Origin of the sequence: Aquimonas sp. (assembly GCF_044377145.1) — a bacterium.
Lineage (GTDB): Bacteria > Pseudomonadota > Gammaproteobacteria > Xanthomonadales > Xanthomonadaceae > Aquimonas.
In genome coordinates this window covers 1-16266 of sequence record NZ_JBILJQ010000096.1, presented here as the reverse complement: position 1 = coordinate 16266, position 16266 = coordinate 1, and the positions used below count along the sequence as shown (strand labels likewise).

Sequence of the window (16266 nt, the reverse complement as noted above, 5' to 3'; positions counted from 1 at the left end):
CGTGACCCTGCCCAGTGAACTCGGAAGCAACGAGATCGCAAGCATGAGCGAATCCGCCACTCAGGAGAACGAATGACAGCTATCTGGTGAACAGGCTGTCTCAAAGGGGTTGACGCGTTCCGCTGCGAGGCTTGCGGCACCCGATTCCGACTGAGGCCGCGGGACTCGGTCTGGATCCGCGTCGATCCAGACCGCACGGCGTGCGGGTGGTCGAAGCTCCGTTGAGTGTCTGATCGTTCTGTAGCTGTCGCGTCGGCCACGACGTGGACGTCGCTGTTGACAGCCTGCTCAGTCGACGCATATCGTTGCTACTGACAACGGAGCCGCGATGCCCACCAAACGCACCAGCAGACCCGATCCTGAAGCCGCGCTGCATCTCGACGCGCAGGCACTGCATTCGGCTTTGTCGCATCTGGTGCGGGTCTATCAGTTCCGCGACCGCGACAAGATCTGCTGCTACGACATTTCGGTCACCCAGTGCCACGCGCTGGAGGTGCTGGTCGAGCGCGGCCCCTTACGCAGCGTTGCACTCGCCGATGGGCTGAAGCTCGACAAGAGCACGACCTCGCGCGTTGTCGATGCCCTGCTGCGCAAGGGCTATGTCCAGAAGCTGGCGGATGCCGAGGATGCGCGCGCCGTGCTGCTGCGGGTGACCCGCGAGGGGCGCGCGCTGTACGAGCGCATCAATGGCGAATTGATCGCCCAGCAGGCCGAGCTCATCCGAGGGCTCGACGCCGAGATCCGCGCGGGCGCCACTGAAGTCATCCGCCGTCTGGCGAGAGCCGCCGAGGACCGCTTCATTTCGGGAATGAGCGTGGGTTCGTGCGAGCCCACATGCGCCGACGGGGCCGGCGACGCGCCTTCCTGTGCCTGAGATTTGTCTTTTTTGTTGTCACTACCAACCAAGGAGCACGCATGATCCGATTCGCCCGAGCCGCTGACGCCGCCGCCATTGCCGCGATCTACAACCAAGGCATTGCAGACCGCGGCGCCACCTTTGAAACCGAGCCACGTACTGAAGCCGACCTGCTCGAGCGTTTGTCGAACGTCGAGCGCTATCCGCTGATGGTCGCCGAAGACGCCGCCGGCCGCGTGCTCGGCTGGGCCGGCCTGAGCAGCTATCGACCGCGCGAGTGCTACGCCGGCATCGCCGAATTCTCGATCTATCTGGACCGTGAGGCGCGTGGACGGGGCGTCGGCCGAAGCCTGCTGTCCGGGCTGATCGAGGTGGCGGCGCAGCGCGGCTTCTGGAAGCTGGTCTCGCGCGTCTTTCCGCTCAACGCAGCCAGCCGCGCGCTGTGCCGGGCCTGCGGATTCCGCGAGGTCGGCACCTACGAGAAGCACGCCCGCCTGGATGGCGAATGGCTGGACGTGATCATCGTCGAGCTCAGCCTGCACACGCAGACCCCCCAGTAAACCTTGCTCGGCTTGCGCAGGCGAGCCGCTCGCCGCACCGCACCTTGGCGTCGACACGATCCCTTCAGCACCGCGGCGCTTGCAGTTCAACCGAACCTGAGAAATGAGCCGTCCCATGAACTCGAATCCTCTACCGGTCGTCGTCATCGGCGCCGGCCCCGTCGGACTTTCGGCTGCAGCGCACCTGCTTGAACGCGGCTTGACCCCGCTCATCCTTGAGGCGGCCGACTTGGTCGGCGCAGGCATGCTGCGCTGGTCGCATGTGCGGATGTTCTCGCCGTGGCGGTTCACCATCGACAAGGCCGCTGCCAGGCTGCTCTCGGATCAGGGCTGGATTCCGCCCGACACTGACGCGTTTCCGACCGGTGGCGAGGTGGTCGAGCGCTACCTGCGGCCACTCGCCGCCACGCCAGCGATCGCCCCGCATCTTCGCCTCCGCTGCCGTGTGATCGCGGTCGCCAAGCAAGGGCGCGATCGCATGAAGGATGCCAAACGCGGCGAGGCTCCGTTCGTCGTCCGCTATGAAGATGTTCACGGGGAGCACGAGTTGCTCGCCCAGGCGGTGATCGATGCCTCCGGCACCATCGAGTCACCGAACCCGCTCGGCGCGTCCGGCCTCCCTGCGATCGGCGAACGCGGCGCGCAGCCGCACATCTTCTACGGCATGCCGGACGTGCTCGGCGTGCACCGCGAACGCTACGCAGGCAAACGCGTGCTGGTCGTCGGCAGCGGGCATTCCGCGTTCAACGTGCTCAGCGACCTCGCCCGGCTGACACAGCAGTCTCCTGCCACCCATATCCAGTGGGCGATCCGTCGCCCATCCGTGCAGCGCGTGCTCGGCGGCGGCGAGAACGACCAGCTGGTTGAGCGCGGTCGCCTCGGCATGGCCATCGCCCGCCTGGTGAACGAAGGCGCGCTATCCGTCGCTACCGAATTTCGGCTTGATCGCATCGAAACCACGCCCGGCGGGCTGGTTGCCCACAGCGGCAGCACGGCCCTGCCTGCGGTGGATGAGATCGTCGCGGCGACGGGATTCCGTCCCGATGTCGAGCTGTTGTCCGAGCTGCGCATCGCGCTGGACGTCGCCACGCAAAGCCCGGTGCGGCTCGCGCCGCTGATCGACCCCAATCTGCACAGCTGCGGCAGCGTGCGCCCACACGGTGCGGAACAACTTCAGCATCCCGATGCCAATGTCTACATCGTCGGCATGAAGAGCTACGGTCGCGCGCCGACCTTCCTGCTGCTGACAGGCTACGAGCAGGTGCGCTCGGTGGTCGCCGCGATCGCAGGCGACTGGGAATCCGCCCGCCGGGTGGAACTGGTGCTGCCGGAAACCGGGGTGTGCGTCACCCAGTTCGCAGACGAAGACGGGGCGGCGAAAGCGGCGGCGAGCTGCTGCGCGTCGTCGGCATTGCTCGTCGAGGAAACGATCACTGCGGCAGCTCCGGTCGAAGCAGCCTCCGGATGCTGTGGCGGCCCACCGAAGACGCTGGCCGATGCCTGTTGTGCAAACGACGAACAGGCCAAAACGGCCGGCGCCTCGGGCTGCGGCTGCGCTGCCGCTGCCTCCAGAGTTGCTGCAGCACCCGCACCATCGACCTGCTGCGTTTGAGTCCGTGCTGACCTCGCCCATGCGCCGTGCGGTGTGGTGGCTGGGCGGCTGCCAGTGTGTGTTCTGGGGCGTTCTGTACTACGGTTTCTCAGTCGCGCTGCGGCCGCTCGAACTGAGCCTGGGAGTCTCTCGGTCCCTTGTCGCCGGCGCGTTCTCGCTCGGCCTGCTGACGATGGCCCTGCTCGCACCGCAGATCGGTCGATGGCTGGATCAGGGCCACGGCGTCGCGATCGTTCGGATCGGCGCGGCGCTCGCAATAGCCGGCTTGCTGGGGCTGTCGCAGGTCGGCCAGGCCTGGCAGCTCTACGCAGTGTGGGCCGTGCTCGGGCTGGCGATGGCGGCGCTGCTCTACGAGTCGGCGTTTGCCCTGGTCAGTCGCGCATTCACCGCCGCCGCGCAGCGCTTGCATGCGCTTGCCGTGGTGACGGTCATGGGTGGACTGGCCAGCACCGTGTTTCTGCCCGTGCTGGCCTTGGTGACCGAGCACGCCGGGTGGCGCGCGGCCCAAGTGTTCGGTGCTGGCGCGGTGCTGCTCGCCGCCGTGGCGATGGAGCGCTGCGTGTTGCCCGTACTTCCGCAGCACGCCATTCCATGCGCGGCGCCTCAATCACCGCGCGAGTCCCGGCGCGATCTGCGCTTCCTGATCCTGGCCGCCAGCTTCGCCAGTGCGACGGTCGCCTCGATGGCGGTCACAACCCTGCTGATTCCGATGCTGCTGGATCGTTCCGTGGATGCATCAATCGCTGCGACAACCCTGGCGACCCTGGGTATCGCCCAATTGCCCGGGCGACTCTGGATGCTGCGCGCAGGCGCAGCGCCATCCGCCCGATCCTTCTCGATGTTGCCGCTGGTGCTGCAGGCCGCCGGCCTGCTCGGCATCGCGATCTCGCCAAACCTGGCCTGGACCGCCGCCGGCGTCGGGCTGTTCGGTCTCGGTTCCGGCCTGCATACCCTGGCCCGTCCCTGGATGGTGCTGCGCCTGTATGGCGTGCACTGCTCGGGCTACTGGAACGGCCAGATCGCACGCATCCAGGGCTTCGGCCGCGCACTGGGCCCGCTGCTCGCCGTCGGCCTTGCCGTCGTCAGCACTGCGCCTGCGGTGCTCGCCGGGCTGAGTGCGGTGCTGCTTCTGCTCGCCCTGATCAACCGCGCGCTGCTTCGCGAATCCACGGAACAGTCTCAGCAAAATGCCGAGGATGGTTGCGTCGACGGCCAGATCGCAAATGCTCGGCCCGGCCCGAACGACGCGAACGCGCGCGAAACCAGCCTCTGCCTCAAAGCCAAAGCAGATACAGCGCCGAGGCCATCAGCAGGCCGCCCATCAGACCATTGAACAGACGCACCCGGCGAGGCGTACCCAGCAGCGAGGCGACGCGATCACCCAGTACTGCCCAGGCCGCCAGCGAGAGGTAGCAGATCACGAAATAGATGCCGATGAAGATCAACAGCGGGCGCGCGCTGTCCGGGCTTGCGAACATCGATACGCCGGCGGCGCAGGCGATCCAGGCCTTGGGGTTCAACCACTGCAGCAGGGCTCCCTGCAGGAAGGTAGGCTCCGATATGTGCGCCGCCGACAGTTCGGGCGGCGCGGTGGCTATCCGATAGCCCACGTAGAGAATGAACAGTGCGCCCGCCACGCCGAGCCAGGTCAACAGCCATGGCAAGGCATCGAACACCTGCATCAGACCGAAGCCCACCAGCACCAGCAGCAGGGTGAACCCGAGCGTCGCTCCAGAGACGAAGGGCAGCGTGCGGCGTATGCCGTGCTGCGCGCCCGAGGCCACGATCACCATGTTGACCGGCCCCGGTGAGATCGACATCGAAAGCGCAAAGCTCGCCATCGCCAGCAGCAGTGCAGTCATGGTCAGATCCCCTCGGCACCGCAGGAGCGCGGCAGGCTGAAACCCTAGCGGCGTCGCGGCAGATCGATTAGCCGTGCGGGATCAAATTCTGCGTTTGGGATCTTGATGGGCGCGCGTCGTCCGCGGATCGGCCTCGCCAGACACATGCTCGCCAACACCGAGGCAAGTTGCGCTGATCGACCTTCAAAGCGATCCTGCAGCTGGCCTGCAAGCAGGCATCTGTCCGTCAGCATGCGCCCCCGGACGCATCCCCAGGGTCGGACCTCAAGCTGCTTCGCTCTGCATGCTTCACGGTGAATACGGCCAGCAACCCGCATCCGGTGAGCGAGGTGAGAAGCAAGGCACCAAACCAAACATGTCCGGTTACAAAGGCATTGCTGAGCATGCCGCCCAGCATTGAGTGGGGGTCTTGCTCCAGTGCAAACGCCATCAGCAACCTGTCCTGCACCCAGAGCACTGCCAGCGACGAGCAGACGCCGACGAACCCGACTCCCAGCCATAACTTGGGCCATCTACGGGACAGCGCGCCGACCGCCCAGAAGCCGCCAAGGCTTGGGAGCAACAGATATGCTGCATACAATGGCCAAGCGGGCAGCAAGACTTCTTCAGGCAGACAGAGAACCACGACTGCAGAGTTGACGAGCCAAGCCGTCACGAGCAGGACGCGCGATGTGATGGTCATTCGCATCGGCGGGCAAACGCTTCTATGTGGGGGAGGTGGCAAAGCTAGCTCACAGCACGGAATCCCGGCTACTCGCAGCAACGCAGCCCGACGGATGGAGCATCGCCGGGCTGCGTGTCAAAGCCTGCGCATCCCCTTCCGCCATCGCGATCACCATGCCCCGCTTCAGGTGGGCAAGCCGCACTCATCGAGTCGCAGATCGGGCTTTGCCCACTCGGCAGGGCAGTGCCGGATCGCTCAAGGCAAGCGTCCGGGTATGGGCCGCTGCGACTCATGCATGCGTCGATCGCAATCGTCCGTGCGGCGCACAGCCGCATGCTTGCGTCGCTCGCACAGCCCAACATGCCGCGTCCGCAGCTCAACGTTTGACACGATCCGCCCCGATCCATCGTTAGGCAAGACACTGCCCCAACCGGTACGCACCATGTCCCGCAGTCTCCTTGCTGCACGACTCGCCGCACTGGGCGTGCTCGCTCTGCTGCACGCCACTGCTCCGGCGCAGGCAACGACCTTCTGTGTCGGCACCGTGGCCGAACTCCGCAGCGCCTTGACTGCCGCCCAGGCCGCTGGCGACGACGAGATCCGCATCCGCGCCGGCACGTATGCGGTCGATGCCACGCTGCTCTACAACAGCACCCTGCCAGGCTGGCTGGTGATCGGCGGCGGCTATACGGAGGGCGGCGGCCTGCCCTGCGGTGCGCGTTCCTTGAGTGCCGGCGCGACGGTGCTTGATGGCCAGGGCCAGCGGCAGATCATGATCCTCGCCCACCAGCCGCCGGCGGGCACTACCTCCAGCATGCGGATGTTCATCGAGAACCTGAGTTTCGCCAATGGCATTGGCAGCGGCTTCCAGCGGGGTGGCGGGCTCAACGTGTTCCTGCTGCCGAGCAGTGCGGTCAATGAGCTCTGGCTGGAAAACCTGGTGTTCCGCGGCAACAGCGGCCACTTCGCCGGCGGTCTCGAAGCCAGCGTCGCCAACGGCATGATCCGGCTGGTCAACAGCCTGTTCGATAGCAACAGTGCGCCCGACTCGGTATTCGGCCATGCCGCGCTGGGGGTCAACGCCAGTCCGGCTGCTTATGGCAACGCCATCGTGGTGGCCAACAGCACCTTTACGCGCGGCCGCTGTCTCGGCAACACCGGCGGGCCACGCGGCTGCGGGCTGTCGATCGCCGTCGGCACCGGCTTGAACGCCGCCGTCGCCAACAGCGTGTTCCACGACAATCCGATTTCCGATCTCAACGCCTGGGTTTTCTCTCCCAACGGGACCGAGCGTTTGACGGTGCGCGACAGCCTGCTGCCGGTCGACATCAGCAGCCCGCCGCTCACACTCGAGCGCCCCGTCACTGGCGATCCGCGTTTCGTCGATGCCGCGGCCGGCGACTTCAACCTGCGCGAAGACTCACCACTGATCGACCGCGGCGCGCTGCCCATTCCTGGCGCCTATCCACAGTTCAACGGCTTCGACGTCGCCGGCGGCATACGCAACCGCTTCGGCGGGATCGATATTGGCGCACTGGAACGTCAGAGCCTCGATCGGGTGTTCGCCAACGGCTTCGAGAACTTGCCGCCCTGATGGGGCGTGCCGGTGCGCCACGATTCGCGGCAGCGTTGGCACGCTGGCAGTCGATGCGGCGGATCAAGATCCGCCCTTCAGATATCGAGTCAAGCTGGGTGGCCACCCGGCCTGAGCCTACATCGGTCGGGCCCTGCCCCGCCGCGAGCAGACGGCGACGGCCCCGCGAGTCGGGCGGGCATGTCCGAAGCAGTCCCACATTCAAGCGGCTCTCCATGTGAGCGGCTCGGCTGCGTCGGATGAACTCGCCGCCGGGTGCAAAGCTGTGGACCGGCGATCCTGTCGCGAGCGTGTCCGAGCCCGCAGGCTCGGGCGCACACGCAAGCACGACCACCGATGCTGACGGCTCCGCCCACCTCGGCCGATTCGGAGTCGCAATGTCGCTGTTCAATCTGTTCCACATCCTCGCCGGCACCGTAGCGGTCCTGGCGGGCGCAGTGGCGCTGTGCGTCGCCAAGGGAAGCGCACCGCATCGGCTGGCGGGGTGGGTATTCGGCTGCAGCATGCTGATCACCGCCGCACTTGGCGGGCTACTCGGGCTGATCAAGTTCGAGCAATTGCTGATCACGTTCTATGCAGGCGGCTTGGCCTGCTACCTGGTGGCGAGTGGCTGGTTGACGGTTCGACCGACTGCGGCAGTTCCGGGATGGCGAGAGGCCTGCCTGACCGTGTTGGCGGTGGCGATAACGCTTGGCCTGCTGCTCACCGGCGCGCTGGCTCTGCGCAACGAAGCAGGCTCAGCCTATGGCTTTGCCGCCGAGGACTACTTCCTACTCGCGGTGATGGCAGGCATCGGCCTCGTCGGGGACGTCAAGCTCTATCGGCGCGGTGGCCTGACCGGAAATGAGCGCCTGGAGCGCCACCTGTGGCGGATGTGCCTGGGGCTGTTCATTGCCGCGGGTTCACTGTTCACCGGCCCCGGCGCGCGCGCCTTCCCCGCCGCAGTGCGGGAGAGCGGATTACTGGCGCTACCGGAGCTGTTGATCGGGCTGACGCTGATCTTCTGGCTTGTGAAGCTGCGGCTTCGCAGTCGCCGAGCTGCTGCGCCGAAGCCCTTGGGCGAGCCGTGAACCCGAGCCTGTTGCGGACAGCGTCGCGATGGTTCCCAGGTTGCATCGAAAGTGCAGGCCTGCGCATCGACTACCTGCGAACACCGATGCCAGGCCTGTGCGCGTCAGACCCTCCAGGCGGACCGGTCACTCCGCTGCGCGGTAGGCGCCGGGCGCGTGGCCGGTGACCTTGCGGAAGGCCTTATAGAAGGTCGAGCGCGAGTTGAAGCCGACCTCAAGCGCGATCTCCAGCACGCTGCGCTCGCCCGCGCGCAGCAGTGGCAGGGCGGCCTCTACCCGCCAGCGGTTGATGTAGTCGAAGAAGTTCTCGCCGATGTGCTCGTTGAGGGTTTGCGAGAGATAGTTCGAGGGCACCCCGATCCGACGCGCCAATTCGAACAGCGAGAGCTCCGGCTCCAGATAGGGGCGATCCTCGCGCATTGCTTGCGCCAGCTTGGCCGCGATACGCGCCGCGCGACCCGCATCCAACGCAGACCGCTGGTACTTGGCAGTCGGCGGCGTCGGTTGTTCATCCGGCGACGGTGCCGGCAGATAACGGCCGGCGAATCCGGGCTGCTGACGCAGGCCCCAAAGGGCAAGAAAACCCACCAGGGCGAAGCCCAGAAGGGCGCCAGCGCGACCGCTGAGCAGGGCTAGCCCCGCCAGATTGTCGAACAACAGGCTGGCGACACTGAGCAGCCACACCGTGCCAACGACCAGCACGAAGCCACTCAACCAGCGCAGTTCGCGCGCGTCGTTGCTGGCGAACAGATCCTTCAGCCGGCGCCGGTAGCGAGCCAACCTGCGGATGATCAGGAACAGGTAGATCGCGGTCTGCACGGTCCAGGCCAGGATCAGCACGAAGGCGACCAGCACCAGCGCGAGGACGGGCATCGAGTCCACCAGCTCGCCGCGCAGCAACAGCGTCTCGCGCAGCGCGCGCGGCAGTGCGATGGCGATCAGCGCGATCAACAGCCCTGAGGCCGGCAGTAGCAGATGCCACAGCGCGCGTCGCTCAAGGCGCCAGGGCTGCTCCGAAGTCAGCGCACAGCTGAAGAACCAGAGCAGGGGCGCGCAGGCGAGTGCCGCCGGCAGGCTCAGGGCGATCGCGATACTCGCCAACATCGGCATGACCGCAGCAACCATCGGCGGCGCGACGACCAGACCGACGGCCATCAACAGGGCGGCCAGCACGTGATGGGCATGGCCGACTTCGTACCGCTGCATCAGCAGGAGGCTGGCGAGCAGAATCTGTCCGAGGGTGGCTGCCGTGATTCCGATGATGACGGGGTCGTGCATGTGCACTCTGATTGGCTTGCTTGGCTACGCTATAGCCCAATCGTGGTGATCGCGTGTGCTGACGGGACGGATCGGACACGAGTAGGGCGAGTTTGGGGCGCCCGGTCACCGATTCACGAATGCCACCTCGTGCATGCCAGCGGCGAGGTCTGCAGATTTCGCCATACGCTGCGCATCCGCGTCGACGGCGTCGAGCGGGTCTATCCGCTGGCGAGGCGCGGCGATCACCCAGCACCGCCCAAGCGGCCAGTAAGGCGCAGCAGATGACGAAGCAGATCCCATTGAAGATGAGCAGCAGACGGGTGCTATCGGGGCGAGCCATCGTCGATACGCGCGCGTCTCGGGCGATCCAGGCCTTGGGTTCAACCACTGCAGCAGGGCGCCGCGGCCGCACGTCGGCTCGCCGGTGCGCGCCGCTGACAGTTCGGCTGCCGCGATGGCGATCCGATCGCCCAAGTATGGTGAAATTGCCCACATTGTTTCACAACGTTTCGGGCGACTCGCTCAATGAACCGGGGAAGAAAGTCGCCCCGGAGATCGGCGGGGTTTCATGGCCGCGGCTGGCAGGGTGGACTCAGTCAGGAATCCGGATTTTGCTGGGGCGATCCAGTACGTTGACCCCACAATTCCGCACGTTTGCGTGATTCTCGGCGCGGGGGCTTAACGCTTTCCTTAGGTTTCCGATACCGCTAGTATTCGCGAGCCCGCCGTACGCCAGCCAAGCTGTCGGAGGCTGATGGGCGCCCCGCAGATAACAGGAGAAAGAAAATGCGATCAAAGCAGGACAACCTCGGCGCTGCTGTACGTCTGGCGCTGTGCGTCGGCGCGGTAGGCCTCGTTGGATCCGGGCTCGCCACGGCGCAGGACGAAACCACGGAGCTCGATCTGATCACCGTGACCGGTACGCGACTGAGCTCGCCCGGCATCGTTGCGAACAGCCCCATCAGCTCGTTCACGGCTGAGGAGCTCGCAATCAAGCAGATCGTCACCGTTGAAGACTTCCTGCGCGAGCTGCCCACCCTGGTGCCCGCTATCGGCCCCGGCACCAACAACGGCAGCGGCGGTGGTGCCACCATCGATCTGCGCGGCCTGGGCGCGAACCGCACCCTGGTTCTGGTCAACGGTCGTCGTGTTGTGCCCTTCAACTTGGGCGGCGTGGTCGACACCAACAACATCCCCGTGGCTCTGATTGAGCGCGTCGACATCGTGACCGGCGGTGCGTCGGCCGTGTACGGTGCGGACGCTGTCTCGGGCGTGGTGAACTTCATCCTGAAGAAGAACTTTGAAGGCGCCGAGCTCGCTGTCCAGTGGGGCCAGTCCTCCGAGAGTGACGGCGACCGCCAGCGCATGGATGTCACCATCGGTGGCAACTTTGCGGAAGGACGCGGCAACGCAGTCGTGAGCATCGGCCACACCAAGACGGACCCGGTGCTGCAGGGCAGCCGACCGTTCGGTCTGGTGTCTCGGAGCTCGACCGACGGCACCGCTTCTGGTTCTCCGACCGGACTGCCCACCACGATCAATATCGCCGGCATCGGCAACCGCGGTCTGTGTGCGAACGGCTCGCTCGCAGCAAGCTGCGTAGGTTCGTTCAACTTCAATCCGTTGAACCTGTTCCAGACGCCGCTGGATCGAGTCCAGGCCAACGCTCTGAGCTCCTTCGCGATCACCGATGACCACGAGGCGTACTCGGAGCTGATGTTCACACGCAGCGATGTACGCACCCAGCTGGCTGCGTCGCCGGCCGGCGGCGTGCCGGTGAGCCTGCCGATCGGCAACCCGTTTCTGCCCAACGCAGCTCGTCAGCAGATCTGCACGGAGCGCAACATCCCGGCGGCCCAGTGCGTGGTCGGCAGCACCACCCTCGTGCCGGTCACGATCGGCCGTCGTCTCGTCGAGCTCGGGCCGCGCCTGAACGACTTCGAGAACAAGACCTTCCAGGGCACGGTTGGTGTCCGCGGCTATCTGACCGATGCGTGGAAGTACGACGCCTACTACAGCTTTGGCGAGGCCGACCAGACCACCACCCGTGGCAACTGGGGTTCGCGCTCGCGCTTCATCCAGGCCTTGGGCGCCACCAACACCACCACCTGCACCAACACGGCCAATGGCTGCGTGCCGCTGGACATCTTCTCCGGCGCGCCGATCACCCCGGCGATGCTGCGCTTCATCAATCTCGACACGCTGTCGACCCAGTTCGTCAAACAGGACGTGCTGGCCGGCAACGTGAGTGGCGATCTGGGCGAAGGTCTGCAGAGCCCATGGGCGGCCTATCCGATCGCGGTTTCGGCCGGTATCGAGCAGCGCGAACTTGCGGCCGGCACCAAGTCCGACCAGGCTTCGCAGATCCAGAGCGAAGTCATCGGCACCGGTGCGCCGACCCCGGATCGCCGCGGCACTTTCGAGCTGCTTGAAGGCTACGCCGAAGTCATCGCGCCGATCATCAACGATGCGCCAGGCGCGTACTCGCTGTCGTTCGAGGGCGGTTTCCGCCGCAGCCGCTTCGAGACGGCGGGCAGTTCGACCAGCTACAACACCTACAAGTACGGCGGTGAGTGGGCTCCGATCGAAAGCCTGCGCTTCCGCGCACTGCAGCAGCGTGCAACTCGCGCCCCGAACGTGAACGAGCTGTTCGCCCCGCAGGTGACCGGCCTGAGCAATCTCGCGGTCGACCCCTGCGCGGGCCGGACTCCCACTGCCTCCCAGGCACTTTGTGCCCTCTCCGGCGTTCCCAGTGGTTCCTTCGGCACCGTGGACCAGCCGGCGGCCGGGCAGGTCAATGTGTTGACCGGCGGCAACCCGCAGCTGCAGCCTGAAGAGGCGGATACCCGCACCCTCGGCTTCGTGTGGACGCCCGGCTTCATCGAAAACCTGAGCGTGACGCTGGACTACTACAAGATCGACATCGAGAAGTACGTGTCCAACCCGACCGTGGCCGACATCGTCAACGCATGCTATGGCCTGGCGGGCATCCCCCAGAGCAACGTGGCGTGCGGTCTCGTTCAGCGCGACCCGCGCACCGGCAATCTCAACGGCGAAGCTCGCGGCATCGTGTTGGCCTCGTCCAACCTGGGCCGCCTTGAGACCGACGGCTATGACCTCGGCGTGACCTACCTGCAGGACCTGGGCGACATCGGAGCGCTGGATTTCGGCCTGAACCTGACCAAGGTGCGCAGCTGGAATTTCCAGGCCAACCCGGCTTCGGTCAACCGCGATTGCAACGGTTACTACAGCACCAGCTGCTCACCGCTTCATGACTTCAAGTCGGTGTTCCGTGCGGGATGGAGCATGGGTGACCTCGGCGTCAACCTGATCTGGCGTCACCTGACCGGCCTCGACGTCGAGCCGGGCACCGGTACCTGGTTCGCGCCGTACGCCAGCATCCCTTCGTACAACTACTTCGATCTGGGTGCGCGCTACCAGGTGACCGAGAACATCCGACTGAACCTGTCGATCAGCAACCTGACCGACAAGGCTCCGCCGGAAGTGGGCAACACCATCGGATCCACCACGGAGAACAGCGGCAACACCTTCCCGCAGTTCTACGACACCATCGGTCGTTTCTACACCCTGGGTGTGAACGTCTCCTTCTGATCGCTTGACGATCTTTGGTTGACCCGAAGGGGGGCTCAGGCCCCCCTTCTTTTTTGGCGTAGGCCACGGCGCACTCAGCATGCGCTTGCTCTGGTCGCTGGGTGAACGACAGGGATTGCCCACTGCCTTGATGCTCCGTGAGCGAAGCCCACTCCAGCTTACTCACCGCCCCGATCGCATCGCCCCTTGCCATCGTTGCAGGGCATACGGAACGTGATCGAATTCTGAGGAGTGAGTCGAACTCGCCCACCTGCACATCGCCATCGGCCGACAACGCAGTGCGTCCAGCAGGCTGTAGAGCTTTGCGAGTCAAGGCGACAGTCAACTGCGCCAGGGCAGTTCTTCAACGATTCGCAGGCCAAAAGTGGGCTCTCGGCCAAGAAGCCGCGAATCGTGGGCCACGCAGGCGGATTTGCAGCTCGGCCAACCAAAGCCCGACTGGTTGCCAGCCGGCGGTGGGAAAGTTCGACAGGCTGCCAGCCTTCCACGCGAGAACCCGCTGACAGCTCAAGCCACGGCGACCGACCCAGACGGCTGTCGCAACCGGGGATACTCGCTCCGCGCTCAGCCGAACGCGTCGTTGATTTCGGAGTAGGCGGCGGCACCGACAAACAGAGCCGGCGTGTTGCCGGCAGCCAGAAACGCAACGCCTTGACTGCGCGTCATAGCCCAAGCCTGTTGGGCAATCGTGCTGCCTGCGCTCAGTCGCCGCACGCGCAGGCGCTGCAGCTCTGCCAGCGGCGGCAGGTTGGGCCTGGCCAAGAGGTTCAAGGGCAGGTCCTGGCCTTGCACCAATGCACGGATATCGGCGGGCGCCGCACCCGGAACAAACAGGCTGTCGGCGCCGGCCAAGGCGTAGAGCCGCGCCCGCTCCAGCGTCTCGGCGAGCTCTCGCCCCGGGGCCAGCGCACGCAGATACACGTCGCAGCGGGCATTTACCCACAACGAGATACCCGCAATCGCCTTGCAGGCTTCAATCTTGCGGGCGAGCGCCGAGGCCGTGCCGCTGCCGTCTTCGAGGTTGACGCCAATGGCACCTTCCCCCGCCAGCCGCGCGACGTTCTCTCGGACCTGTGCAGGGTCATCTGAATACCCGCCTTCCGCATCGGCCGACACGGGGCAGTCGACCACGCGAACGATGCGGCGAACGGCGGCGGCGTACTCGGCAGGCGGGAGCCTGTCACCGTCCGCATATCCGAGCGACCAAGCGATGCCGGCGCTTGTGGTGGCAATGGCCTCGGCGCCGAGCTGGCGCATCAGACGCGCACTACCTGCATCCCAGGCATTGGGCAACAGCAAGAAGGAGCCTTCGTCGTGCAGGCGGGCAAACCGGGCGGTCATGTCAGATGAGTTCATGCCCGCACGGTAGCGCGACGCAGCCTCCCACACTGGCCAACTTCGGACATGTTCACCCACGCGCGGCGCACCGCTGCCGCCCAGAGCCGTTGCGCGTGCATCCCGCGGAACCGCTGCAGGCAGACTCTCCGCCGGGCCGATGAAAGTCGGACAGGCTGACCGCCTTCAGCCGCAACAAGGTCAGACTGTCACCGGCCAACGGAGCACGAGGGCCGCTGCAGATGACGTTACGCTCGATCCGCGCTCAGTCAGGCAACGTCCCGGGCCCGAGACGAGAATCCGAGCGCACGGATTCAGCGGATCTCACGGAGCTAAGCCGCACTTTCAGCGCCATTCGGCCCGCACAAGGCTGCCCTCGTGTACCTCCAGCACCAAGGTGCTGCCATTGGCCGCCGGGTACAGCCATTGCTCCTGGCGCAGGCTCTGCGTGTCTTCAGGTTGGCCACCCTCATTGATCACCGCGCGGCCAAGATCCAGGCGCCGGCTGGGCAGCCCGCAGCGGTGCACGATCTCGCCGACCGATTGGTTGCGCTGCAGGGCCGCCAGAGTGCAGTCACCCGCATCACGCGGCCCACCGCGACGCACCAGCGAATCGATCGCAACGATCTGCCCCTGTCGCGAACGCACCCGAAACACGATCCGTCCCTTGCCGGGATCGTAGAAGCGGTCCGACCAGGCGATGCGCTCGCGCAAGGTGCGACGGTCGCCTAGACCGGTGTAGTTCAACTCCTCCCAGGCATCGACAAAGTACGGCCTGCCGCACAGCGCATCCGCCTGCGTCTCCCAGTCGCCCACCTTCAACACCCGACTCCCGCAGCGCTGCATATCCAGCGCCGATGCCGGCAGGCTGATCGCTGCGAACAGCAGCGCCACGGCAAGACATTCCCATCGACGCGACATTCGGCAAACTCCTGAGGACGATGTACGGCGCAGTCTAGTGCGGTGCGGCTGACCGGGCGGTGCATGCAGATCGTGCACTGCTGCAGCGAGCTCGACCTCTTGAGTCGCGCGCGAGCCCCGCCCCATGCCCAGACCGGTGAACGCTGCACGGACAGCACTGCGCCCGAAGGTTCGGGTAAGGCTCAAGGACCGAGCCAGACCGGAAAAGTTGCGCGCGATTTCGGCGTCAAGTGAGCAAGGCGTCGGCCTGTCCCTGCACTGCTCGGGGACAGGACTCGCACATCGCAGCGCGTGGCACCATCGCTCTTGCCCAAGCATGGATCGCCGGGCCGATGGCGGCGGCAACAGCGCCGACCGGGCTGGTCAAGCCCCAGCACTGGCAACCTGTCGGGCGTACGGGCGCGCGAATGCTCAAATCCGCACCACGATTCCGCGCCGCAACAGGTACATCGCCAGCAGACCGAACAGCAACACATGCGTCAGCGCGAAGCACAGCGAGGCCAGCTCAGCGGGCATCGCCATCGCCAGGCGCAGGAACAGCCAGCCCTGCAGATCCTGCTCGCCGATCCGCAGCAGCGGATAGCTCGCTGCCAGCAGCCACGACAGCACATACAGCAGCAAGGGATTCTGGCCATAGGCGCGCAGCGGCGCTGCGAGCGTGCGCAGCGGTTCGATACGCAGCAATCGATCGACCAACAGCAGACTCCACACCGCGATACCGGAGCTGATCAACATGAAGCTGCCGGTCCACAGCAACTTGTTGATCGGCATCCACGGCGACCACAGCAGACCCAGCAGCGGAACGCGTCAACCCCTTTGAGACAGCCTGTTCACCAGATAGCTGTCATTCGTTCTCCTGAGTGGCGGATTCGCTCATGCTTGCGATCTCGTTGCTTCCGAGTTCACTGGGCAGGGTCACG

At 65.7% G+C, this 16266-nt stretch carries 13 protein-coding genes; 7 read left to right on the top strand and 6 right to left on the bottom strand.

Translation table 11 applies throughout. The features are described 5' to 3' along the window. The first annotated feature begins 328 nt into the window (after positions 1-328). From ACIQ7H_RS19985 to ACIQ7H_RS19970, 4 genes are all read left to right on the top strand, one after another. Entirely contained in the window at positions 329-874 is a 546-nt protein-coding gene (locus ACIQ7H_RS19985; protein ID WP_395794851.1) for a MarR family winged helix-turn-helix transcriptional regulator, read from the top strand. Between the two features lie 41 nt (positions 875-915). Further along, on the top strand, positions 916-1416 hold the full coding sequence (locus ACIQ7H_RS19980; protein WP_395794849.1) for an arsinothricin resistance N-acetyltransferase ArsN1 family A: 501 nt from the start codon (positions 916-918) through the stop codon (positions 1414-1416). Positions 1417-1531: 115 nt separating this feature from the next. After that, positions 1532-3028 (top strand): FAD-dependent oxidoreductase, encoded by a 1497-nt coding sequence (locus tag ACIQ7H_RS19975; protein WP_395794847.1) that lies wholly within the window; start codon positions 1532-1534, stop codon positions 3026-3028. 19 nt (positions 3029-3047) lie between these two features. Then, on the top strand, positions 3048-4361 hold the full coding sequence (locus ACIQ7H_RS19970) for an MFS transporter (RefSeq protein WP_395794845.1): 1314 nt from the start codon (positions 3048-3050) through the stop codon (positions 4359-4361). Here ACIQ7H_RS19970 and ACIQ7H_RS19965 read toward each other — a convergent pair. Both ACIQ7H_RS19965 and ACIQ7H_RS19960 read right to left on the bottom strand, forming a co-directional pair. Then, positions 4303-4890 carry a LysE family translocator gene (locus ACIQ7H_RS19965; protein ID WP_395794843.1) on the bottom strand — a complete coding sequence of 196 codons (588 nt, stop codon included), beginning with the start codon at positions 4888-4890 and terminating at the stop codon, positions 4303-4305. The genes ACIQ7H_RS19970 and ACIQ7H_RS19965 overlap by 59 nt on opposite strands. Positions 4891-5116: 226 nt before the next feature. After that, positions 5117-5572 carry a hypothetical protein gene (locus ACIQ7H_RS19960; RefSeq protein WP_395794841.1) on the bottom strand — a complete coding sequence of 152 codons (456 nt, stop codon included), beginning with the start codon at positions 5570-5572 and terminating at the stop codon, positions 5117-5119. A gap of 424 nt (positions 5573-5996) precedes the next feature. Between ACIQ7H_RS19960 and ACIQ7H_RS19955 the strand changes: the two genes are divergently transcribed. Together ACIQ7H_RS19955 and ACIQ7H_RS19950 are read left to right on the top strand one after the other, a co-directional pair. After that, positions 5997-7148 (top strand): hypothetical protein, encoded by a 1152-nt coding sequence (locus ACIQ7H_RS19955; RefSeq protein ID WP_395794839.1) that lies wholly within the window; start codon positions 5997-5999, stop codon positions 7146-7148. 377 nt (positions 7149-7525) lie between these two features. After that, the gene (locus ACIQ7H_RS19950) at positions 7526-8218 is read left to right on the top strand and encodes a hypothetical protein (protein ID WP_395794837.1); all 693 of its coding nucleotides are present in this window, start codon (positions 7526-7528) and stop codon (positions 8216-8218) included. 126 nt (positions 8219-8344) lie between these two features. Here ACIQ7H_RS19950 and ACIQ7H_RS19945 read toward each other — a convergent pair whose 3' ends face one another. Next, positions 8345-9496 (bottom strand): helix-turn-helix domain-containing protein, encoded by a 1152-nt coding sequence (locus tag ACIQ7H_RS19945; protein WP_395794835.1) that lies wholly within the window; start codon positions 9494-9496, stop codon positions 8345-8347. A gap of 768 nt (positions 9497-10264) precedes the next feature. Between ACIQ7H_RS19945 and ACIQ7H_RS19940 the strand changes: the two genes are divergently transcribed. After that, the gene (locus ACIQ7H_RS19940; RefSeq protein ID WP_395794833.1) at positions 10265-13090 is read left to right on the top strand and encodes a TonB-dependent receptor domain-containing protein; all 2826 of its coding nucleotides are present in this window, start codon (positions 10265-10267) and stop codon (positions 13088-13090) included. A gap of 564 nt (positions 13091-13654) precedes the next feature. Here ACIQ7H_RS19940 and ACIQ7H_RS19935 read toward each other — a convergent pair. The 3 genes from ACIQ7H_RS19935 to ACIQ7H_RS19925 all read right to left on the bottom strand — a co-directional run bounded on the left by ACIQ7H_RS19935 (position 13655) and on the right by ACIQ7H_RS19925 (position 16117). Further along, the gene (locus ACIQ7H_RS19935) at positions 13655-14446 is read right to left on the bottom strand and encodes an isocitrate lyase/phosphoenolpyruvate mutase family protein (RefSeq protein ID WP_395794831.1); all 792 of its coding nucleotides are present in this window, start codon (positions 14444-14446) and stop codon (positions 13655-13657) included. A gap of 324 nt (positions 14447-14770) precedes the next feature. Next, the gene (locus tag ACIQ7H_RS19930; protein ID WP_395794829.1) at positions 14771-15346 is read right to left on the bottom strand and encodes a DUF2845 domain-containing protein; all 576 of its coding nucleotides are present in this window, start codon (positions 15344-15346) and stop codon (positions 14771-14773) included. A 411-nt stretch (positions 15347-15757) separates the two neighbouring features. Further along, on the bottom strand, positions 15758-16117 hold the full coding sequence (locus ACIQ7H_RS19925) for a hypothetical protein (protein ID WP_395794827.1): 360 nt from the start codon (positions 16115-16117) through the stop codon (positions 15758-15760). Positions 16118-16266 lie beyond the last annotated feature (149 nt).

Coding starts and splice junctions, on each gene's coding strand:
- ACIQ7H_RS19980 (WP_395794849.1), top strand. CDS start 916: ATGATCCGATTCGCCCGAGCCGCTGACGCCGCCGCCATTGCCGCGATC.
- ACIQ7H_RS19945 (WP_395794835.1), bottom strand. CDS start 9,496: ATGCACGACCCCGTCATCATCGGAATCACGGCAGCCACCCTCGGACAG.
- ACIQ7H_RS19970 (WP_395794845.1), top strand. CDS start 3,048: ATGCGCCGTGCGGTGTGGTGGCTGGGCGGCTGCCAGTGTGTGTTCTGG.
- ACIQ7H_RS19985 (WP_395794851.1), top strand. CDS start 329: ATGCCCACCAAACGCACCAGCAGACCCGATCCTGAAGCCGCGCTGCAT.
- ACIQ7H_RS19930 (WP_395794829.1), bottom strand. CDS start 15,346: ATGTCGCGTCGATGGGAATGTCTTGCCGTGGCGCTGCTGTTCGCAGCG.
- ACIQ7H_RS19935 (WP_395794831.1), bottom strand. CDS start 14,446: ATGAACTCATCTGACATGACCGCCCGGTTTGCCCGCCTGCACGACGAA.
- ACIQ7H_RS19940 (WP_395794833.1), top strand. CDS start 10,265: ATGCGATCAAAGCAGGACAACCTCGGCGCTGCTGTACGTCTGGCGCTG.
- ACIQ7H_RS19975 (WP_395794847.1), top strand. CDS start 1,532: ATGAACTCGAATCCTCTACCGGTCGTCGTCATCGGCGCCGGCCCCGTC.
- ACIQ7H_RS19950 (WP_395794837.1), top strand. CDS start 7,526: ATGTCGCTGTTCAATCTGTTCCACATCCTCGCCGGCACCGTAGCGGTC.
- ACIQ7H_RS19925 (WP_395794827.1), bottom strand. CDS start 16,117: ATGCCGATCAACAAGTTGCTGTGGACCGGCAGCTTCATGTTGATCAGC.
- ACIQ7H_RS19955 (WP_395794839.1), top strand. CDS start 5,997: ATGTCCCGCAGTCTCCTTGCTGCACGACTCGCCGCACTGGGCGTGCTC.
- ACIQ7H_RS19960 (WP_395794841.1), bottom strand. CDS start 5,572: ATGACCATCACATCGCGCGTCCTGCTCGTGACGGCTTGGCTCGTCAAC.
- ACIQ7H_RS19965 (WP_395794843.1), bottom strand. CDS start 4,890: ATGACTGCACTGCTGCTGGCGATGGCGAGCTTTGCGCTTTCGATGTCG.